The organism is Acaryochloris sp. IP29b_bin.137 (genome assembly GCF_028285745.1).
GTDB lineage: Bacteria > Cyanobacteriota > Cyanobacteriia > Thermosynechococcales > Thermosynechococcaceae > Acaryochloris.
Genome location: NZ_JANQOP010000228.1, coordinates 16568 through 37405, shown reverse-complemented (window position 1 = coordinate 37405; position 20838 = coordinate 16568). Strand labels below are relative to the sequence as shown.

General features: G+C 49.3%; 11 protein-coding genes. 5 read left to right on the top strand and 6 right to left on the bottom strand.

Annotated features, from left to right (window positions below; all coding sequences use genetic code 11):
• Window positions 1–175 precede the first annotated feature (175 nt).
• Window positions 176–4126: a G8 domain-containing protein gene (locus tag Q0991_RS15810; RefSeq protein ID WP_299489972.1), complete on the top strand. Its 3951-nt coding sequence runs from the start codon at window positions 176–178 to the stop codon at window positions 4124–4126.
• 23 nt (window positions 4127–4149) lie between these two features.
• Here Q0991_RS15810 and Q0991_RS15805 read toward each other — a convergent pair whose 3' ends face one another.
• From Q0991_RS15805 to Q0991_RS15795, 3 genes are all read right to left on the bottom strand, one after another.
• Window positions 4150–4830, bottom strand: a complete 681-nt coding sequence (locus Q0991_RS15805) for an ABC transporter ATP-binding protein (protein WP_299489970.1) — start codon at window positions 4828–4830, stop codon at window positions 4150–4152.
• Window positions 4827–5093 (bottom strand): hypothetical protein, encoded by a 267-nt coding sequence (locus Q0991_RS15800; protein WP_299489968.1) that lies wholly within the window; start codon window positions 5091–5093, stop codon window positions 4827–4829. Before Q0991_RS15800 ends, Q0991_RS15805 begins: the two co-directional genes overlap by 4 nt.
• Window positions 5094–5240: 147 nt before the next feature.
• A complete protein-coding gene (locus Q0991_RS15795; protein WP_299489966.1) occupies window positions 5241–6212 on the bottom strand; it encodes an aspartate carbamoyltransferase catalytic subunit in 972 nt (323 codons plus the stop codon).
• A gap of 319 nt (window positions 6213–6531) precedes the next feature.
• Here Q0991_RS15795 and Q0991_RS15790 point away from each other — a divergent pair, with 319 nt between their 5' ends.
• Complete coding sequence (locus Q0991_RS15790; RefSeq protein WP_012162404.1) at window positions 6532–6735, top strand: hypothetical protein; 204 nt, start codon at window positions 6532–6534, stop codon at window positions 6733–6735.
• A 62-nt stretch (window positions 6736–6797) separates the two neighbouring features.
• On the opposite strand, the gene Q0991_RS15785 is transcribed toward Q0991_RS15790, so the two are convergent.
• The 3 genes from Q0991_RS15785 to Q0991_RS15775 all read right to left on the bottom strand — a co-directional run bounded on the left by Q0991_RS15785 (window position 6798) and on the right by Q0991_RS15775 (window position 10478).
• Window positions 6798–7640 carry a sulfurtransferase gene (locus Q0991_RS15785; RefSeq protein ID WP_299489960.1) on the bottom strand — a complete coding sequence of 281 codons (843 nt, stop codon included), beginning with the start codon at window positions 7638–7640 and terminating at the stop codon, window positions 6798–6800.
• Between the two features lie 18 nt (window positions 7641–7658).
• Window positions 7659–8888 carry an LL-diaminopimelate aminotransferase gene (locus Q0991_RS15780; RefSeq protein ID WP_299489957.1) on the bottom strand — a complete coding sequence of 410 codons (1230 nt, stop codon included), beginning with the start codon at window positions 8886–8888 and terminating at the stop codon, window positions 7659–7661.
• A gap of 621 nt (window positions 8889–9509) precedes the next feature.
• The gene (locus tag Q0991_RS15775; protein WP_299489954.1) at window positions 9510–10478 is read right to left on the bottom strand and encodes a sodium-dependent bicarbonate transport family permease; all 969 of its coding nucleotides are present in this window, start codon (window positions 10476–10478) and stop codon (window positions 9510–9512) included.
• Between the two features lie 1068 nt (window positions 10479–11546).
• Between Q0991_RS15775 and Q0991_RS15770 the strand changes: the two genes are divergently transcribed.
• The 3 genes from Q0991_RS15770 (at window position 11547) to Q0991_RS15760 (ending at window position 20796) form a co-directional block, all read left to right on the top strand.
• Window positions 11547–19175 carry a choice-of-anchor I family protein gene (locus Q0991_RS15770; protein ID WP_299489951.1) on the top strand — a complete coding sequence of 2543 codons (7629 nt, stop codon included), beginning with the start codon at window positions 11547–11549 and terminating at the stop codon, window positions 19173–19175.
• 206 nt (window positions 19176–19381) lie between these two features.
• Window positions 19382–20143, top strand: coding sequence for a hypothetical protein (locus Q0991_RS15765; RefSeq protein ID WP_299489949.1), 762 nt, complete (start codon window positions 19382–19384; stop codon window positions 20141–20143).
• A 53-nt stretch (window positions 20144–20196) separates the two neighbouring features.
• Window positions 20197–20796 carry a DJ-1/PfpI family protein gene (locus tag Q0991_RS15760; protein ID WP_299489947.1) on the top strand — a complete coding sequence of 200 codons (600 nt, stop codon included), beginning with the start codon at window positions 20197–20199 and terminating at the stop codon, window positions 20794–20796.
• The last annotated feature ends 42 nt before the right edge of the window (window positions 20797–20838 follow it).

Sequence of the window (20838 nt, the reverse complement as noted above, 5' to 3'; positions counted from 1 at the left end):
AAAAATATTTTTGCGTAGTCATTGTAGTCACTCTTGAGTGCTGGATTAAAGATCTTTGCATGCAGGGTGCGTGCTTAGGCTAGCTTTTCGCATGATGCATTACTGACCTGTTCGTAATGCGCAACGTCAAATGATTTCTTGGGGGAGACCTTGCGATCTCAAGGTCTAATTTGTAATGCAAACACATCAGCATCCGTCGTCGTCCACCACTCATGGGAGAGACTCTACTCATGCAAGCCCACATCCCGATCAACCGGGACTGCATGCCGAACATTCAGCCTTACTGGATTTAGTCCCCCATGCTCAGGTGACCCATAAGGCGATCCACAATGGGTCCTGGTTTGACCCCAATACTTGGGAAGGGGGACAAATTCCAGGAGACGATGCCAAGGTGCTGATTCCCACAGGGCTACACATTGCCTATGACCAGGAAAGTACAGCCAGAATTGACACCCTACGCGTAGATGGTACTCTTCAATTTGCCGCCGATCAAAATACACAGTTACTGATTGATACCTTTGTTGTGGCTCCAGAGGCAACCTTGCTGATTGGGACGGAAGATCAACCCGTTCAGGCGGATATCACCACCCGGATTACCTTTACCAGCGACCAACCCATCGATACGACTTGGGATCCGAAACAGCTCAGTCGAGGCTTAGTGAGTCATGGTCAGGCCAGAATTTTTGGTGCGGAGAAGCTTGATTTCGTCGCCTTACAGCAAGATCCATTGGCTGGCGATAATGAACTGGTTCTGAACCTGGACGGTATGAGTGAACCCCTGGGTTGGCAAGTGGGTGATCAATTGGTTTTGGGGGGCACAGGCTACAACTGGCGGGGCAGTAATGATGACAATACCCGGTTTCAGGATGAGGTACTCACGATTACGGCGATCAATGGCAACCGCATCCGATTCACAAATAATGACATTTTGACAGGGAATAACTCGGTTCTCCGCTTCGATCACCAACGACCCTCAGGCTTGCAAGATCAGGTCAGCCTGTACATTGCTAATACCACTCGCAATGTTGTGTTTGAGACTGAAAATGCAGATCAAGTGCCCATTCAACAGCGCGGGCATGTCATGTTTATGCACAATGCCGATGTGCAGGTTCTGAATGCTGGGTTTTACAACTTAGGCCGGTCCGACAAGTCTCAGATTGTGGATGATCCCGGACAGAATGTGGATGGTTCTGTAGGGCATGGCACTAACCCCAGAGGGCGATATGCCCTCCATTTCCATCGCACAGGTGCAGATGATATTCATGGCACTCCTGCTCTCGCACAGGGTAATGCGGTCGTGGGTAGTCCGGGATGGGGGATTGTCCACCACGATAGCCATGCTGATCTGACCGATAATGTCGTGTTTGATGTGGTTGGGGCTGGAATCGTAGCGGAGTCTGGCAATGAAATAGGGACCTGGCATAACAACCTCACGATTAAAACTACGGGGGATGCTAATCCAGGCCATGATATTAACCCTAAGTCTCCCCGGACCAATCGATTTGACTTCGGATTTAATGGCGAAGGCTATTGGGTTCAAGGTGCGGCTCAGGTAGCCATGACGGACAATATTGCCATTAGCTCCGCAGGACCTGGCATCGCCTTTCTAGGATTGGATGCTGGTACAGAATCGGTTCGAGATGCCCAGACTGTGGCGGTTGACACACTGCCCTCTGAACTTAGAGACATTGCCAAGGGGAATAAAGATGACAGTGTGGTTGATGTGGCCGCAGTGCCCTTACGCCAGTTGACCGGATTTCAAAGCTATAACGCCATCGAAGGGATTAGCCTGTGGGGACGGGTACAGAATGGAGATGGGCAATTAACGGTTAACGGTAAACCCAAAACTGCCCATGATTATCGCTCCATTATTGATAATTTTGTCTTGTGGAATATTCATAACAGTGGGGTGTTGTTAAGGTATAGCGGCAATGTCGATCTTCAAGATGGCATCATCCATGCCAGGCGACCTCGCGCTACGGGGATTCATGTCAACGATACGGCCCTAGAACAGCGATACCGTAATCTACATATCGAAGGCTTTAAAACCGGGATTGCGGTTCCCTATGACGCGGACAGAGACTTTGTTGGATCTTTACTGCAAGACAGTACGCTCATTAACAATCAACAGCACTTTGGTGTCACGCCTGGACAGCTGGTTGTAGACAACCCAGATTTTTCCGCTTTTTTCCAACTACAAGGGAACACATTTTCAGCCGTCGCCGATAATCTGGGTCCTACCGCTCAATTTACGAGCGCAGCGGTGGGTGGTCTGGCGGTTGGATTCGATGCGACGGCATCCTTTGACTCAGATTCGCCCTATATCGATCAGGCCAGTCAAGGGATTGTCAGCTATGCCTGGGATTTTGATGGGGACAACATTGTCGATCACTTTGGTCGCCAGGTTCGTCATTACTTTGACCAGGCGGGGTCCTATGACGTAACACTGCAAGTTTGGGACCAATTTGGTGTGGCTGATACCCTCACCCAAACCATTGAAGTGGCATCCACCACCTATGGCAATGTCTTTAGCAATGGTGAATTTTCCCAAAGCCCCGAGTTTCGCACGGGTGGGAAAAACCACAGTAATACGGCTAATTCGGGATGGTTTGCTGCGGATGGGGTGGCTTGGGATGCCGCAGAGGAAGGTGTGGTTCTTTCCCAGAATGCCAGTCGTTCCCACTTCGGACAGGTGATTTATGACGATTGGATCAGGAGGGGCATTCAAACCCTCAGTCTTGATTTGCGGAATATAGAAGGGGGCGTCAAGCCTAATAATGAAATCACGATTAGTCTCTGGGGGATTAACGGCGAATTCTATAACAACTCCAACGTGAACGATGGTCCGTTCCAAGCCGGGGCCTTACCCATGGAGCGTCATGAGTTAGTGCGTCAAACCTTTGGGGGAGAGAACTTTGACTGGACGACGCTGACTTGGGACCTTGACTTTAGCGGCGGCTATCAATTTCTGGTTTTTCAACTCAATACGGTTGGCACCAATGATGGGGATGATTGGGTGGTAGTCGATAATGTGAGCCTGACGGGTCCAGGGGTGTTTGGCCCTTTACCCAGCTCGGCTCGCATCAGGACTTTACCCATTATTTTCCGAGGATCGGCCATTGATGATTATGCCGTGGGTGGTTTTGTTAAGGATAAACTCTACGGTGGGGAAGGCAACGATACACTCAAAGGACTGGGCGGCGACGATTATCTAGGAGGTGGCCTAGGGCGCGATCGTTTAGATGGCAGTGAGGGTGACGATACGTTGCAAGGGCATGAAGGCAATGATCACCTTTGGGGTGCAGCGGGAGACGATAGCCTCCATGGGGGGGAGGGGAATGACTATCTTGGGGGAAGTTGGGGAAATGACATCCTCGATGGCTATTTAGGTAATGACTCCCTCAAAGGCCATCATGGAAACGATCGTCTATGGGGTGGCGATGGAAATGATACGTTGCATGGCGGTGATGGGGATGATGACTTAAGTGGTAGCTTTGGCAATGATCGTTTGGATGGCGCAAATGGTAACGATTATCTCAAAGGACATAGCGGCAATGATTTTCTCTGGGGTGCTAGTGGCAACGACACTCTAGACGGTGGTGATGGAGATGATTCTCTGGTAGGACGTGAAGGCAATGATTTTTTATGGGGCGCTCGTGGCAATGATACCTTAAACGGCGGAAAAGGTAATGATTCTCTTCGAGGATATGATGGAGATGATTTTCTACAGGGTGCCAGCGGCAATGATACCTTAATCGGCGGAGTCGGTAATGATTCTCTGACTGGAGGTATAGGGGTAGATCTTCTTATTGGTGGTGCTGGAGAGGATATATTCTTTCTAGATATATTGGCAAACAGCGCAGACAATATTGCTTCTTTCTCAATAGTAGAGGATGAAATCGCATTCCATTCTCACTCACAACTATCCCTACCCATTGGCCAGCTTACCGATCAGCATTTCATGTTAGGCACGACAGCGACAACAGCAGCACATCGGTTTATCTACGATCGCGCCAATGGAGAGCTGTTCTATGATGCGGATGGGAGTGGTGCAGCTCAGCAAATTTTGGTGGGAACCTTGCAAAACAAAGCCAACCTACGGGCAGACCATATTCAAATAGTCTAGGATTCTTGGAAAGATTCTCAAGACTAATTAGACGTGGCCTGCCATCGTTTAATCAGCTTCTCTCGCATTGATGCTGGCTGGCCCTGGTCAATCACCTGCCCCTGTTCTAAGAGGAAAGCACCATCGCAATAGTCGAGTTCTTCTAGGCGGTGGGTGACCCAAAGGGCCGTAATACCGCGTTTCTTGACCAGCCTCTGGACCTGGGCCACCAAATCGCCTTGACTTTCAGGATCCAGGAGGGCTGTGGGTTCATCCAACAATAGAACTTCGCAATGGCGGGAAATCGCACCTGCGATCGCAATTCGTTGCTTTTGGCCGCCGCTAAGGGCATAAATAGGCCGTCGCTTGAGATCAATTAAGTTGACGGCATCCAGGGCTTCATTGACCCGCTGGTGAATTTCAGCCATGGTCAAATTCTCTTCGACTAGGCCAAAGGCGACATCCGCCCCCACAGTGGGCATCACCAACTGGTGGTCTGGATTTTGAAACACAAATCCCACGGGCTGAGCCACATCAATTTGCCCCGCTTGGGCTTTGAGTAACCCCACGAGAAGACGGAGCAAGGTGGATTTGCCACTGCCATTGGTGCCCAACAGCATCCAAAATTGCCCCTTGGGCACCTGCAGGGAACAGTTTTTCAGTACAGGCTGATCTTTAGACCATCCAAAAGATAAATTTCGGAGTTGGATGGCAGGGTTGGTCATGCTCCCAGCTCAAAGAAGCCAGCAGCACGACCCGCTCCAGCTCCTCCAGATTTGTCAGACATTTGCACAGCGGTAATTTCGTTCACCAGAACGGCGGCTTTTTTATCGGGTTCGCGATCGCACGTCATTTCTAAAATGGTCGGATTCCCCGATTTGATGGCGGCTAAGACTTGTTGATACAGTGCTTCAGCATCAGCAGATTCTTTACGCTGAACCGAGAGTCCTAGAGGGGTGCCACGAAGGGAAATGTCAATGGTGTACATATATGGTTAAAGGTGCTGTATGAGGTGCATTCACAGGAATGAACAGGTCTGAAATCCTAATTTTAGGTATTAAGACCTGTGATTGTCCTGTTCCAGTATTGCAAATTCCCGCCCAGACTGTGCAGGCCGGAAAACCGGATCTCGATTCTAGCGGCTACGGTTGCTGATCAGGTAAAGCAGAGCCATGCGCACGGCAATGCCGCTGGTCACCTGATGGGGAATCAGACTGAGACTTTCGTCATCCATCAGATCCGAGCTAATTTCGACGCCTCGATTGACGGGGCCGGGGTGCAGCACTTTGACATGGGGTTGGCATCGCTGGATGAGATCGCGGGTAATCCCAAACTGCTGGTGATACTCCCGAATACTGGGAATCAAATGCTGGCTCATTCGCTCATGCTGCAATCGTAGGGTCATCACAAAATCCGCCTGTTCTAGAGCCGGTTCTAAGGACCAATGAACTTGAGCACCATAGTCTGCAAACTCCTTGGGTAACAGAGTTGGTGGACCTGCTAAATGCACATCCGCTCCGCAGGTGACTAGGCTAGAGAGATTCGAACGAGCCACCCGCGAATGCAAAATATCGCCGACAATGGCAATCTTTTTACCCGTTAGGAGGTGAGTAGTTGGCTGATCTGGATCTAAGGTTGTGCACAAGGTAAATAAATCCAGCAACCCCTGGGAAGGATGCTCATGAAAGCCATCTCCAGCATTGAGAACACCGACCTGCTCTCCCAGATCGTCCATCGCTTGGGCAATCATCTGGGGAACCCCCGAATGCTGATGGCGAATCACCATCATGTCTGCTCCCATCGCCAAGAAGGTTTTGGCCGTATCCAGAATGGTCTCGCCTTTGCTCAAAGAGGAAGTACCTGGGGAGAAGTTGAGGACATCAGCAGAGAGGCGTTTGGCAGCCAGCTCAAAACTGCTGCGGGTACGGGTGGATGGCTCAAAGAAAAGGTTGGTGACTAACCGAGCTTGCAAGGTGGGGACTTTTTTGGTCTTGCGATACAGCACATCTTTGAAACTATTGGCCGTTTGCAAGACGATATTCAATTCATCGGCGCTAAAGTCTGCTAGAGACAAAACATGGTGACGATTCCAGGTCGTTTCAGCCATAAGCACCCAACTACAATTAACGAAGGTCGGCTAGGCAATTCCAATTGCTGCAAGCAGTATATCGGGATTTGGCTAGGACGACTCAGTTGTTCATTCTCTATGTCTGCTAATCTGAACAACGTTATCTGTGTGTAAGAGTATAAATTTTGCCAACTGCTAATCAAGGCATTATGTGTGTCACGCTATGCCAATCACTCACTAATTCTTTCATGCCTATTTTTGTGGTGCGGCTTGATGAGCGAACTGGCAACGTCTTTATTTTAGCGGGCGATAATATAGAGATAGAGATATACTCTAATGGCCGCTGGAGGTTTTTATCATGAAGCCTGACTTCAATGAAACATCAAAAGCTGAACTGCGCGCCTATGTCATTGCTCATCCTGACGATAAAGACGCATTTCGTGCCTTCGTTGATCGCTTTACAGCCGATGCATCTTCAACCACTTTTAAAGCACCACAGTCAAAATCCGAGATTGAAGAAGTCGAGCATTTAATTCAACAGAAAGTCCAACAACTAAAATAAGTCATCGATGACTTGACGCAAGTTTGAGTATGCTTATCAGCATTGCTAGGAAACTGCCATTTCTAAACTTGAGCTTCCATATTCTCATCTAGAGGATAGGAGCACCAATCACTCCAACTCCCGGCATAGAGCTTGCCGTTTTTTATACCTGCGATGTCGAGGGCTAGCAGGTTCACACAAGCAGTTACTCCTGAACCGCAATAGACAATCACTTCATCAACATTTTCTAAGTCAGCATAGTGAGCTTGCAATTCAACAGAAGGGCGTAAAAAACCGTCTTCATTTGTTACGGCTTGCCAAGGATAGTTAACTGCCCCTGGAATATGTCCCGCTACTGGATCGATCGGTTCGTGATTGCCAAGATATCGCTCATGGGCACGAGAGTCCACCACCGTTACCTTGGGTTGATCTTTGCGGGCTTTGACCGTCTGAATATCCACGGCTTGAGCAGGGTTAGGATTGGCTCGAAACTCTCCTGATCGGGCCTCAGGAGTATCAGTCGTGATGGAATAGTGGGCTTGATAGGCTGCCAATCCTCCATCCAAAACGGCCACTTTTTCATGACCGAGATAGCGAAGTAACCACCATAATCGTGAAGCGAAGGCTTGCCGACTATCGTCATAGGCCGCAACCCAGGTCTCTGAAGTAATGCCCATCTGGGAGAGCTTCGCTGCAAATTGAGACGGATTGGGTAAAGGATGGCGTCCCCCATGGGTTTGCACAGGAGACGATAAATCTTCATTCAAATCCAGATAGTAGGCATCGGGAATATGACCTGCCTGGTATTGCTCTCGCCCTTGCTGAGGGGCGCTTAGGGCAAACCGACAGTCCACAATCACTACTTGTGCATCATGAAGATGCTTATGCAGCCATTGCGGTGAAACCACATTACCAACATGTGCCATTGGTCCAGCCCCAATTCCTTAGAGGTTTGCTGTAATCCGCCGCATGGCTTCTTCAACATTGGCCCGGCTATTAAAGGCCGAAATCCGAAAATAGCCTTCACCCGCTGCGCCAAAGCCGGATCCAGGGGTGCCAACCACATTGGTTTTATTCAACAACTGATCGAAAAAGTCCCAGCTAGAAATACCATTGGGCGTCTGCACCCACACATAGGGTGCATTAACGCCACCAAACACCTGTAACCCAGCAGCCGTTAATTTCTCACGGATGATTTTGGCATTTTCCAGGTAAAAGCTGATTAGACCTTTGGTTTGTTCCTGACCCGCTTCAGAATAGACGGCCTCTGCACCGCGCTGGACGATATAGGAGACCCCATTAAACTTGGTGGATTGGCGACGGTTCCACAGCTTCCAGAGTTCGACATCGGATTCATCCGCTGCTTTGGCCATTAAGGTTTTGGGGACAACCGTCAGGGCACAGCGAGTCCCAGTAAATCCGGCATTTTTAGAGAAGGAACGAAACTCAATCGCACAGTCTCTGGCTCCCTCAATCTCATAAATAGAGTGGGGAATCTCAGGATCGGTGATAAAGGCTTCATAGGCGGCATCAAACAGAATGATGGAGCCATGGGATTTGGCATAGTTCACCCAATCTTGCAGATGGCTCTTGCTGGCCACTGCCCCTGTCGGGTTATTGGGGAAACAGAGATAGATCAAATCCACCTTTTGGCTGGGAATTTGAGCTGTGAAGTTATTGCCTGCATTAATCGGTAAATAGGTGAGTCCTTCATATTCGCCCTGGTCGTTGCAAGGCCCCGTATGTCCAGCCATCACGTTGGTATCCACATAGACGGGATACACCGGATCGGTGACGGCAATAGTGTTGTTATCGCCAAAAATATCGAGGATATTGCCGCAGTCGCACTTGGAGCCATCCGAGATAAAAATCTCTCCAGCATCCACATCACAACCCCGGGCCTGAAAATCATGGGCTGCGATTTTTTCCCGTAACCAGCCATAGCCCTGCTCCGGACCATAGCCTTTGAAGGAATCGCGATTCCCCATATCTTCAACGGCGGTGACCATGGCACTTCGGCAGGCCTCTGGTAGGGGTTCGGTCACATCCCCAATGCCAAGCTTGATAATCGGTGCGTCGGGATTGGCCTCAGCAAATGCGCTGACTCGGCGGCCAATCTCGGGAAATAAATAGCCTGCTTTGAGCTTTAAATAATTGTCGTTAATCGTTGCCATGTTGTCTTAGCGATGAACACTCTCAACCAGCTTAGAACGTTACTGTTCCACTGAGTCGGTTTCGCTAAATTGACAACATCATTCCCTAACTTACAGTCTGCCAATGAGAGGCAATGCGATTGAGGCGACGCACAACCATAAGCCAACATGCATGCAGTGATTGAAGAATCGTTTAGGCATCATTTTTTAAACCACGAACACTTGCTTTTGTTTATGTTCGCTTGTCTTTTCTGCTTCTTTCACCGTACAAACACTGATTTTTAACCAGTAGTAAGATCTTTTAATAAACCCATTGAGTAGGTAAACGGTTATTATTAAGCGAACCTGAAGTAGAGGCTACAAGTCTTTTTCAAACAGCGCACTAACAGGATTTCTGGGATATCTGTGACGGAACAGCTTTACCAAAAATTGTACAAAAGAGGACGACTATTTTTTATGCCTGTTTAAAAGGTTAGGCGAGCAAAAAATAAGGTCATAAACAGTATCCCGCCTCGTTTGGTCTAAGTTCCAGTTCTAACTCACCAGCCTATTCCCGCAACATTACGGATGACAGCATAACTATCAACATCTGACTGAGCTGAAACATCTAAGATTTTACACAGTGTTCAAAGAAACAAGCGCTTAGTTCCATAAAAACTCGATTCCAGCCAGGTACAGCGGGATGCCGACAATAATATTGAACGGAAAGGTCACAGCTAAGGCTGTTGAAACATAGAGACTTGGATTAGCTTCAGGAACGGTCATTCGCATGGCAGCAGGAACGGCAATGTATGAAGCACTGGCACAAAGCACTGAAAATAAAAGTGCATTGCCAACGGACATGCCAATGAGTTTGGCGATGCCCAACCCAATGCCGGCATTGACGATGGGTATCAGTATGGCAAACCCAACTAAGAAAACACCGGTTTTTTGCAAGTCTTTAATTCTGCGAGCGGCCACTAACCCCATGTCGAGTAAGAAAAAGGTGAGCACACCATAAAACAACCCTTGGGTAAAGGGTTCTAAGACTTCCCACCCATGCTCACCAGTTAAGACACCAATAATTAAACTGCCCACCAGCAGAAAAACGGAGCTGTTGAGAAACGCTTCTTTGAGGACTTCGGCCCATGCAAAATCTTGTTCGCGATTGGCGGCAAACAGGTTAACTAAGATTAAGCCGACGATAATAGCGGGAGATTCCATCAACGCTAGGGCAGCCACCATAAAACCATCAAAATCAATGCTTAACTCGGTTAGGAAGGCGCTGGCAGTGATAAAAGTAACGGCACTAATGGAACCATACGTGGCTGCGATCGCAGCCGCATCATAATTCCCCAGCTTAATTTTGAGGATAAAAAAGGTGTAGAGCGGAACGAAACATGCCATCACCACCGCAGCAGCTAACGTCAGCATCACATCTTGGGTAATCCCACTTTTAACCAGCTCAACTCCACCTTTAAACCCAATGGCAAATAGAAGATACAGCGAGAAGAGTTTCGGAATCGGGGCAGGTATTTCTAGGTCAGACTGAACAAAAACAGCCGTCATACCTAAGAAAAAAAATAGAACAGGTGGATTCAGTATATTTGAGACGATGAGGCTGACGTCCATATGGACTCCTCCGGATGCAACAGAAAGCACGCACAAAAAACTATCAAGAGATGATTTCTCTGACAAACCCTTGTTTAACGTGGACAGCAACCAGATGTCAATGAGTGAAAAAACTGCTTATTCCAGCAGTTTAAAGATGTATAAATTCATACAGAATAAGAAACTACACGTCCTATAGATTAACGCTTCTTCATTAAAGATTGAGCAAACTCGTCATAGAGAATAAATTCGACCTTCAAAACTATTAAAAGACAATAAAGATAGATTAATTTACGCAAGAAACAAGGTACCGAATTTGCACTCATACACCGAAATATCCTTGAGCAGAGATGCTAACTCAGTTGAACTTAATATTTATTCATTTAATAATGATGTAGAACGATTGGGACCTGCAATTTTGACGTTGATAGCTTTTGATCCACAAAAAATAAATCCTCATTTTATTAAAAAGAATAAATCAGTTTTCTAAAACGCGGTCATCAGACTAGAGAGCTTTTAGAAATGCAGCTGCTGTATTTCATTGATTTTTTTATCTAAAAAGCTAGAAAACGACTATTACTTAAACGGCTATTTTATTGCCTACCAAAATACATAATATAAAAGCGAAGAAAAAGGCAGAATAGCTGTTGAAAGTTTAGAAGCCCAAACTCACTTTTTAGCCTGGACAAAGTGTGGGAGATTATTTCGAGATTCTGCAAAGCATTAAGAAATAACTTAGTTTATTTTTGTTTTTTTCAACATAATCAAAACTTAACCGCAACTGGAAGTCTTCTTAATCTCTAGTTTAGCTCGTCTTTACATCCCTCTGCGAGTCTTACTGACGGTACTTCTAAAGCAGTATTTGTAGTTCTTAACACTGCTGGACAAAGTCTTTTGGAGTGCTTCTTACTTGCATGATTCTTCGTTGGGGGATGGCAGTATTTACGGTTAACGAAGAATCTACTTTCTCAATTCACTCATCACTACTTCAAAGCTAAATTAAGCAGCCGAAAAATTGCTCATATTTAGGTCTCTTCTGAAGACGATTAAGTTTTCAGGTTGTTTTTTACTGTTTGTTTAGGAATGCTCATGGCTACTTCCCTCTCAGCTGGTGACATCGCAATTATTGGCATCAATGCTGATAATCCTGATGACTTTAGTTTTGTCCTGCTCGTCGATATCGATGCAGGAACTGAAATTCGGTTCACCGATAGTGGCGTCCTCAGTGATGGCAGTTTTCGGGCCAACGAAGGAGCTGTGAAGTACACTGCGCCCTCTGCTCTGACTGCAGGTACGGTCGTCAATTTTGTGAACAACAATGCCGACTTCACTGCCGATAACGATACTGGAGTCGGCACGAGTGGGTTCTCCCTATCCACTAGTGGCGATCAAATTATTGCCTTCCAGGGTCTTTCCACCGACCCCACCTTTCTATTCGCCTTACTGACCAACAGCACGGAATTCCAGGCCGATGCGACCTCTTCAAATACATCGGCGCTCCCCCCTGGCCTTGAAATCGGCACTACCGCAGTTGCTGTAGGTGCAGGTGCTGGACCCGCACAAGAGGTGGATAACGCCGTCTATAGCGGTCCAGTAACGGGGTCCCCTACTGAACTCTTGGCCGCGATTAGTGATGCCAGTAATTGGACTGGAAGCAATTCCCCCCTGACGTTGCCCACCGATTCTCTGACTATCGGCAATGGTGGTCCGACCGGTGGCTCTGAGGGTCCTTTAACCAAAATTGGGGGAGTCACACTCGACAACGGGGCTGAAATTAACGCCTTTGACCCTGTCTCTCAAAAGCTTTTTGTCGTGTCGGGTGAAACGGAATTACAGGTCGTGGATCTGAGGGATCCGACCCAGCCCCAAGCATTAGACTCCATTGACTTATCTAGCTTCGGTGGCGGGGCGAATAGTGTCGCGGTCAAAAACGGTGTAATTGCGATCGCAGTCGAAGCCGACAACGCCGTCAACGCCGGGAAAGTGGTATTTCTGGACGCGGACGGTAATATCCTCGCCCATGTAACCGTCGGTTCCCTCCCCGATCAGCTCACTTTTACCCCGGATGGGACGAAAGTTTTGGTCGCCAATGAGGGCGAACCTGAGGATGGAATTAACCCAGCCGGGTCGATCAGCATTATTGATCTATCAGGAGGAGTCGACGCTTTAACCCAAGACCAGGTTGCCACCGCTGATTTCGAGGCCTTCAACGGTCGAGAGGATGAGCTGCGAGCCAAAGGTGTTCGCATCTTTCCCGAGCAGCGCGTTTCGCAGGACGTTGAGCCGGAATTTATTTCAGTCTCCCCCGATGGCACCACCGCCTTTGTCACACTCCAGGAGAACAATGCCTTTGCTGTGCTCGATCTAGCCACTGGGACCGTGCAGGATATTCTCCCCCTTGGTGCCAAGGATTACAGCAAGGGGCCTGCTGAACTGACTCAACTTGATTTAGATCTCCCCCTCTTAGGTGTGACCCCGGCGGGTGATCAAATTAACTTGGGAGGGCTCTCAGGTTTGTGGTTCGGCGGGGTTGATAAAACCACGGGCAACCAAGTTTTCTACACCATTCCCGATCGGGGTCCCAACCCGGACACGCTAGATGTTGATGGCGACGACCTTAATGAGCGACCTTTCGCGTTGCCAGACTATCAGGCCAAGATTATCAAGTTAGAGGTGACTCCTGATCGTAGCCAGGTTGCCATCACCCAAGAGATTCTCCTCCGTCAAGGGGATGGAATCACGCCCATCACGGGTCTCTCCAATCTGGCGGATGAATCCATTGATGAGCAACCCGTTGATTTATCCGGTAATCCGATAGAACTCGATCCCTTGGGCGGTGATTTTGAAGGTATTCTGACCGATGCTGAGGGTAACTTTTGGATGGTGGATGAGTATCGTCCCGCCATCTACAAGTTTTCCTCAACCGGGGTGCTTTTGAATCGCTATGTGCCAGACGGAACGGCAGCTCAAGTCGGTGAGGAAGAGGGAACCTTTGGCGAAGAAACCTTACCCGATGAATATATTAACCGTCGCCGCAACCGAGGCTTTGAAGCCGTCGCGCTCGATGCAGAGGCAGGGATTCTCTATGCCTTTATCCAGACGCCCCTGGCGAATCCTGATCGCGATGCTTCTGACAATTCTGACGTGATTCGGATTCTCGGCATTGATACTGCAACGGGTGAACCTGTTTCTGAATATGTGTATTTACTCGAAGATCCAGCCGTACGGTCTGGGGGTCGGGTCGATAAGATTGGTGATGCGGTATACGCAGGTGACGGCAAATTCTTTGTCATTGAGCGGGACTCCGCTGTGGGCGAGACCGCCAAGAAATATATCTTTGAAATCAATCTCAAGGGGGCCACTAATGTTCTGGGCCTGAATGCCTTTGGAGGCGAAACGCTGGAGCAGCAAACGGCCAATGATTTAGCGGCCATTGGCATTAAGCCCGTCAACAAACTTAAGGTGACCAATCTGCCCTCTTTGGGATATCTGGCGGGCGATAAGCCAGAAGGACTAGCATTGCTGCCAGATGGCTCTTTAGTGGTTCTGAACGACAATGATTTTGGGTTAGCGGAAGGCAATATTCCTTTGGATGGAAGTGCGCTGTTGAATCCCAATCCCACCCAAACCACCCTGGGCTTTATCACCTTTGGTGAAGGCGATACCCTCGACCCAAGCGATGAGGATGGCAGTATCAATCTGCAAAATCATCCGGTGTTTGGGTTGTATCAACCGGATGCGATCGCATCCTTTGAGGTCAATGGTCAAACCTACTACATCACTGCCAATGAAGGCGATGCCCGCGATGAAGATGAGCGAATTAGTGAGTTAGCGCTAGACCCTGACGCCTTCCCGGATGCTGAGACGCTTCAGCAAGATGAGACCCTCGGTCGTTTGCAGGTGTCCACCATTGATGGAGACATTGATGGCGATGGTGATTATGACCAGCTATTCTCCTATGGTGGTCGCTCCTTCTCCATTTGGGATTCAGTTGGGAACCAAGTCTTTGATAGTGGTGATCAGATTGCTCGCATCACTGCGGAGCAAACCCCAGAGTTATTTAATGCGAACGATGGTGATCCAGAAGCCGTTGATACCCGATCTGACAACAAAGGGGCGGAACCAGAAGCGGTTACCGTCGGTGTCGTGGGCAATCGCACTTTTGCCTTTATCGGTCTAGAGCGAGCAGGAGGTGGCGTTCTGGTCTATGACGTCAGCACCCCCACTCAACCCGAGTTTTTACAGTACATTCGCGATGATGAAGATATTGCACCGGAGGGATTAACCTTTATCTCGGCTGCTGATAGCCCCAATGGTCAGCCTTTGTTAGTGGTGACCAACGAAGAAAGCAGCACGGCCGCAGTCTTTGAATTCACCCCTCCCTTGAAGATCTCCGATATTCAGGGAGAGGGACATCTGTCTCCGTTTGCAGGGCAGACGGTGAGTACTACCGGTATTGTTACGGCTGTCGCTGAAAGAGGTTTCTATCTCCAAGATGCTACAGGAGACGGCAATGACAATACTTCAGATGGTATTTTTGTGTTTACCAGTAGCGCCCCGGCGTTCAGCGTTGGCGACGAATTGGCGTTAACAGGTGGCGTCTCAGAATTTATACCGGGTGGCGCTGGAACGGGTAATCTTTCCGTTACTCAACTGAGCAATATTACTGATACCACTGTTTTGTCTAGCGGTAATGACCTGCCAGAAGCAGTTGTAATTGGCTCTTCGGGACGACTGCCGTCCAACACGACGGTAATTAGTGAGGATGAGCTGCCAGTTAATCTCCAGATCGATTCAGGTGAATTTGACCTTGAGAATGATGCGATTGATTTCTACGAGAGTCTCGAAGGTCAACGGGTCACCATTGAAGATGCAGCGGCAGTCTCTCCCACTCGTGTCTTCAGTGAAGACTCTGCTGAAGCGTTTACAGTGCCAAACCAAGGGGCGACCTCCGATGATCCCCTTAACGCACGGGGCGGCATTAATCTTGATTCGGGGCCAGATAATACGGGCGATCAAAATCCAGAAATTGTACAAATTCAGTTTGACCCTACGATCTCTGGAGAAGATACGCCCCCAGCACTCAATGTTGGTGATCAGTTAGGGGATGTGACCGGGGTCGTCGGCTACAGCTTCGGCAACTTTGAGGTCAACGTGACCGATCCGATTATGGTAACACCAGGTGGCTTGGAGCAAGAGACCACAGACTTAGTGGGCACCGATAATCAGCTCACTGTGGCCAGCTACAACGTCCTTAACCTAGACCCTTCTGATGGTGATGGGACGCCAGGAGGTAACGATCAGTTTGATAAGCTCGCTCAGCAGATCGTCAATAACCTCCAGGCACCGGACATTATTGCCCTGCAAGAGATTCAGGACAACTCTGGATCTTCTACCGATGACGGCATCTTAGATGCAGATGAAACACTGCAGGATCTGGTGGATGCGATCGCAGCAGCGGGTGGTCCCACCTACGAGTTTCGCACCGTCAATCCTCCTTCTGATGGGGCCTTTGGCGGACAGCCTGGCGGCAATATTCGCAATGCGTTTCTGTTTAACCCGGATCGGATCAGCATTGACGACGACTCTTTGACGCTCTTGTCGCCAGACGTTCTGGCTGATGCCGGAGTGAGCAATTCCGATGCCTTTGACGGGAGTCGCAGTCCGCTACTGGCCCATTTTGAATTTAATGGTCAAACCGTCGCTGTGGTGAATAACCACTTCTCCTCCCGGTTTGGCTCTACTCCCGTCTTTGGTGGTCCCCAGCCCTTTGTTCAAGCAGGCGAGGAAGCCAGAGCAGCACAGGCTCTAGCTTTGAATGAGTTTGTCGATTCCCAACTGGCGGATAATCCCGACGCCAATATTATCGTGACGGGTGACCTCAATACCTTCCAATTTGCCGATGAGATCGCCGCAGTTTTGCCTGGAACTGGGGACGAGCAGGTCCTGACGAATCTCGTTTCCCAAGCGGAGGCAGATAATGATGCCTACACCTTTATCTTCAACGGCAACAGTCAGGTGCTGGACCATATGTTGGTTACCGACCCACTTTTGGAGGGAGCTGAGTTCGACATTGTTCACGTCAACAACGACTTTACCCGTGACGATAACGCAGTTGAGTTTGATAACACAGTGGTCGCCAGCGATCATGAGCCGATTGTGGGACGGTTTGATATCGCAGGCGGAGGTACTGATAGCCCCTTCACTCTGGAAATTCTCCACACCGCTGACCAAGAAGCTGGAATTCCAGCCCTAGACGATATTCCCAACTTCTCGGCGGTGCTCAATGCCCTTAAAGCCCAGGATCTCGGCAATGATGGTGAACCTGACAATACCGTAGTACTGTCGTCGGGAGATGCCATTATCCCAGGTCTCTTTTTCAGTGCCTCCGAAGACGTCTTTGGGGGCGCGGGCCGAGCCGACATTCTGATTCAAAATGAGCTGGGCTTCCAGGCGATCGCCCTCGGCAACCATGAGTTTGACCTGGGAACCGAGCTGCTGGCGGATCTGATTGGGGGTGCTGAAGATGACCCAGCCACACCGGATATTGACGAGTCCTTTGTGGGCACCGCGTTCCCCTACCTGAGCGCTAACTTGGACTTCAGCACCGATGTCAACCTGGCAGAATTTGTGGTTGATGATGCTCAGGCTCCTGAAGCCAATAGCCTAGCCGCTAGCACAGTTATTGACATCAACGGCGAAAAGATTGGAGTTGTCGGTGCCACCACGCCCACAATCCCCAGCATTTCTAGTCCTGGTGATGTCACTGTCCTCCCTGGCGACTTTGAGGGTGATCCAACTCCGGAACAATTGGATGCCCTGGCAGCAGAAATCCAGGCAGATGTCGATGCCTTGTTAGCGGCCAACCCTGATATCGACAAGGTAGTGCTGTTGTCCCATATGCAGCAGATTGCCATTGAGCAAGAGTTAGCAACCCGCCTCAGAAACGTCGATATCGTCATGGCAGGTGGCTCCAATACGCGGCTGGTGGATGAAACCGATCGCCTCCGGGATAGCGACACTGCCCAGGGCGATTACCCCATCTTCACGACCGATGCAGACGGAAATCCGGTAGCAATTATCAATACCGATGGCAACTATAAATACGTGGGTCGCCTGGTGATTGAATTTGACGAAAATGGTCATATTATCCCTGACAGTTATGACGCTGAGGTCAGCGGTGCCTACGCCACTGACGATCAAGGTGTAGCCGAACTCAATGCCGAGGGTCTGGTTGATCCAGAGATTCAGGCCATTGTGGATAATCTCCGAGACGTCATCGTTGCCAAGGAAAGCAATGTTTTCGGCCTCAGTGAGGTCTACCTGGATGGGCGACGCGAAAGTGTACGGACTGAAGAGACCAACCTTGGGAACCTGACTGCCGATGCGAATTTAGCGATCGCACAGTCCTTCGACGATTCTGTAGTCATCTCCCTGAAAAACGGCGGCGGCATTCGGGATGATATCGGTCAGAGGATTGTGCCCCCCGGTGGAACGGGTGAGGCTGAAGAGCTTCCTACCGAGACTGTATTTGATGCTGATGGCAATCTGGTCAAACCCGCAGGGGGAATTTCTGAGACGGATATTGCCAACACGTTGCGATTTAACAATAACTTGACCCTGTTGACGTTGACCGCAGCAGAGCTTCGGGCCGTGATTGAACATGGTGTTTCAGCCACAGGTCCCGGTGAGACACCAGGTCGATTCCCCCAGGTCTCTGGGATTCAGTTTAGTTTCGACCCCGATGCCTCAGCAGGCAATCGCGTCCAATCCCTAGCGATCACGGATGCCGACGGCAACGATATCGACGTTGTGGTCCAAAACGGTGAATTGGTAGGAGATACTGGCCGCACGTTCCGGATTGTTACCCTTGGCTTCTTAGCGGATGGTGGCGATGAGTATCCCTTCCCCACTGGTACAGCAGCAAACCGCGTCGATCTGGATGGTCCTGATGGAATAACCGAAACAGGTGCAGCCAACTTTGCACCTACGGGTACGGAACAAGATGCATTGGCCGAGTACCTGGCAGCAAACTTCCCTGCCGATAATGATCCAACGACCCCTGCTTTTGCTGTTTCTGAAACTGCCCCCGCAGAAGATACTCGCATTCAAAATCTTGCGTTCAGAGAGGATACAGTCATTGACGCAGTTATGCCTATTGTTAATGAAATTGTGGGGACCAATGGTCGAGATATCCTGCGGGGAACAGCTGAGGCCGATCATATATTCGGTCTCAGGGGTCGAGATGCCCTATTTGGCAACGGTGGAAATGACGAGATAACTGGTGCTCAAAGCAGAGACCGCATAGTCGGGGACAGCGGAGATGATACCCTTGACGGGGGTCCCGGCAGAGACCGCATAGTCGGGGGAGCTGACAATGATCTACTGATTGGGGGAGCGAACCGAGACCGCCTATCAGGGGAGACAGGGAACGACACTCTTATCGGGGGTGCCAGTGCGGATTGGCTGTCTGGTGGGCCTGGAGAAGACTGGTTTGTCATCGAAATCGGTCAAGGTCCAGATAGAGTTCTCGATTTCGATATTGACTTGGATACTCTGGGGCTGGCTGGAAGGTTAACCGTTGGTCAACTCAGCGTGACGACAGACGATCGGAATACTCGCATCTCCTTGGCGGGTTCAGAGCAAACCCTTATGATTTTGAGAGGCGTTTCAGCCGACTTGGCAGACCTATCTATCCAGGCCTATCCGGCTGTCTAACCCATCGTTTTGCGAAGCCGTTTCTTGTAACAAACAGACTTACTGAGCATTCGTTAGGTGTATGATTCTGGTTGTACGAGGGACGGCTTCAATTTGCTTTTAAGGACAATTCAGCTAAATCCATATGGCTAAATCTTGTTCATTGTGATTGATTTGGTTCTTGCACCGGGCGAAGGTTATAAACCCGTGTCGTTTGTATTAATTCCATGAGTAGGGGTGACTACAGCATGAGTCTATCGATTCAAGAAATCAGTATTATCATTGCCGCTAAAGATCTCAGCCCCTCCCTTCTCAACCCTGATTTCCTTAAATATAGCGATATTGTGCCATCGGATTGGCAGTATGATCAGGACCCTGTGGTTACGAATAATGGTGCACGGATTTCCTACAACAACGGCATTCGCATTACCTCTCAGCCCAATCGGGTCGCGTTTGCTCAGATTGTTCCCTCCCAGGATCAACCGCAATTTCTGATCCATTCAATGGCTGCCAAGTTTGCAGAGACACTCCCCAATGCCGCATACCTGGCGGTGGGAATTAATCCTCGGGGATTGGTGCCCTTCTTTGACAACGAGCGGGGAGCCCATGAATTTCTCTTCCAAAAACTGTTTGCAATGGGATCTTGGCAGGAGTTTGGTCAGGCCCCTGCACAAGCTGCGATTCAGCTCAGTTATGTCCTCGAGCAGGGGCAGCTCAACCTGGCGATTAATGAGGCCAAGCTCAAAGGACAAGAGGGTCAATCCGTCTCAGCAGTCGTCTTTTCCGGGAATTTTAATTATCCTGTCCGGGGAGAGGCGGGTATCAAAAGGGTTCAAAATGTCAAAGAGCGCATCCAGCTTTGGCAATCTACCGTTGGAACTTTCCAGCAACTGGTTAACGAACGTTTTTTGGGGGTTGCCAATGAGCCGTCATCGACTAGCGATATTCCGATGGCTCCTCCATCTATAGAAAGCGAGATGGTGCTTTAAGTTCCTTTTCTCCTCAGCCTGGTTCAGTTTCTTTACTACGGGGGCCAATAGCGATGGCTAGCAAAAAAATCTTGATGCTTGTCGGTGACTTTGTCGAAGACTATGAAGTGATGGTTCCTTTTCAAGCATTGTTGATGGTCGGACATACGGTGCATGCAGTTTGCCCCAATAAGAATGCTGGAGAATCTGTAAGAACTGCGATTCATGATTTTGAAGGAGACCAAACCTATAGCGAAAAACCGGGCCACAACTTTACGCTGAATGCCGCTTTTGCAGATGTGTCTGCTGCTGAATATGATGCTCTCGTGATTCCAGGTGGCAGGGCTCCAGAGTATTTGCGTCTTAATCCCGAAGTGATCCAAATCGTGCAGCACTTTGCCCAAGCTCAAAAGCCATTGGCGGCCATTTGTCATGGGGCGCAACTGTTATCTGCAGCGGGTGTTTTGCAGGGAAAACGCTGTTCTGCTTATCCTGCCTGTGGCCCAGAAGTCACGGCAGCGGGTGGGGAGTATGTAGATCTTGCTGTGGATGATGCGTTGATTGACGGCAATTTGGTCACAGCACCTGCGTGGCCAGCTCATCCCAAGTGGCTATCAGCTTTTTTACAAGTTTTAGGCACCCAAATTGAACATCCTGAAGCAGTCCTAGCTTGATAAATTTGCTTCTGAAGTTGGCCAGCATTTGTGGCTGTGAAA

What these genes read in the sequence shown, in the direction of transcription:
- Q0991_RS15810 (WP_299489972.1), top strand. Translation starts at nt 176, where the DNA reads ATGCAAACACATCAGCATCCGTCGTCGTCCACCACTCATGGGAGAGAC.
- Q0991_RS15775 (WP_299489954.1), bottom strand. Translation starts at nt 10,478, where the DNA reads ATGGACGTCAGCCTCATCGTCTCAAATATACTGAATCCACCTGTTCTA.
- Q0991_RS15770 (WP_299489951.1), top strand. Translation starts at nt 11,547, where the DNA reads ATGGCTACTTCCCTCTCAGCTGGTGACATCGCAATTATTGGCATCAAT.
- Q0991_RS15800 (WP_299489968.1), bottom strand. Translation starts at nt 5,093, where the DNA reads ATGTACACCATTGACATTTCCCTTCGTGGCACCCCTCTAGGACTCTCG.
- Q0991_RS15780 (WP_299489957.1), bottom strand. Translation starts at nt 8,888, where the DNA reads ATGGCAACGATTAACGACAATTATTTAAAGCTCAAAGCAGGCTATTTA.
- Q0991_RS15805 (WP_299489970.1), bottom strand. Translation starts at nt 4,830, where the DNA reads ATGACCAACCCTGCCATCCAACTCCGAAATTTATCTTTTGGATGGTCT.
- Q0991_RS15765 (WP_299489949.1), top strand. Translation starts at nt 19,382, where the DNA reads ATGAGTAGGGGTGACTACAGCATGAGTCTATCGATTCAAGAAATCAGT.
- Q0991_RS15760 (WP_299489947.1), top strand. Translation starts at nt 20,197, where the DNA reads ATGGCTAGCAAAAAAATCTTGATGCTTGTCGGTGACTTTGTCGAAGAC.
- Q0991_RS15790 (WP_012162404.1), top strand. Translation starts at nt 6,532, where the DNA reads ATGAAGCCTGACTTCAATGAAACATCAAAAGCTGAACTGCGCGCCTAT.
- Q0991_RS15795 (WP_299489966.1), bottom strand. Translation starts at nt 6,212, where the DNA reads ATGGCTGAAACGACCTGGAATCGTCACCATGTTTTGTCTCTAGCAGAC.
- Q0991_RS15785 (WP_299489960.1), bottom strand. Translation starts at nt 7,640, where the DNA reads ATGGCACATGTTGGTAATGTGGTTTCACCGCAATGGCTGCATAAGCAT.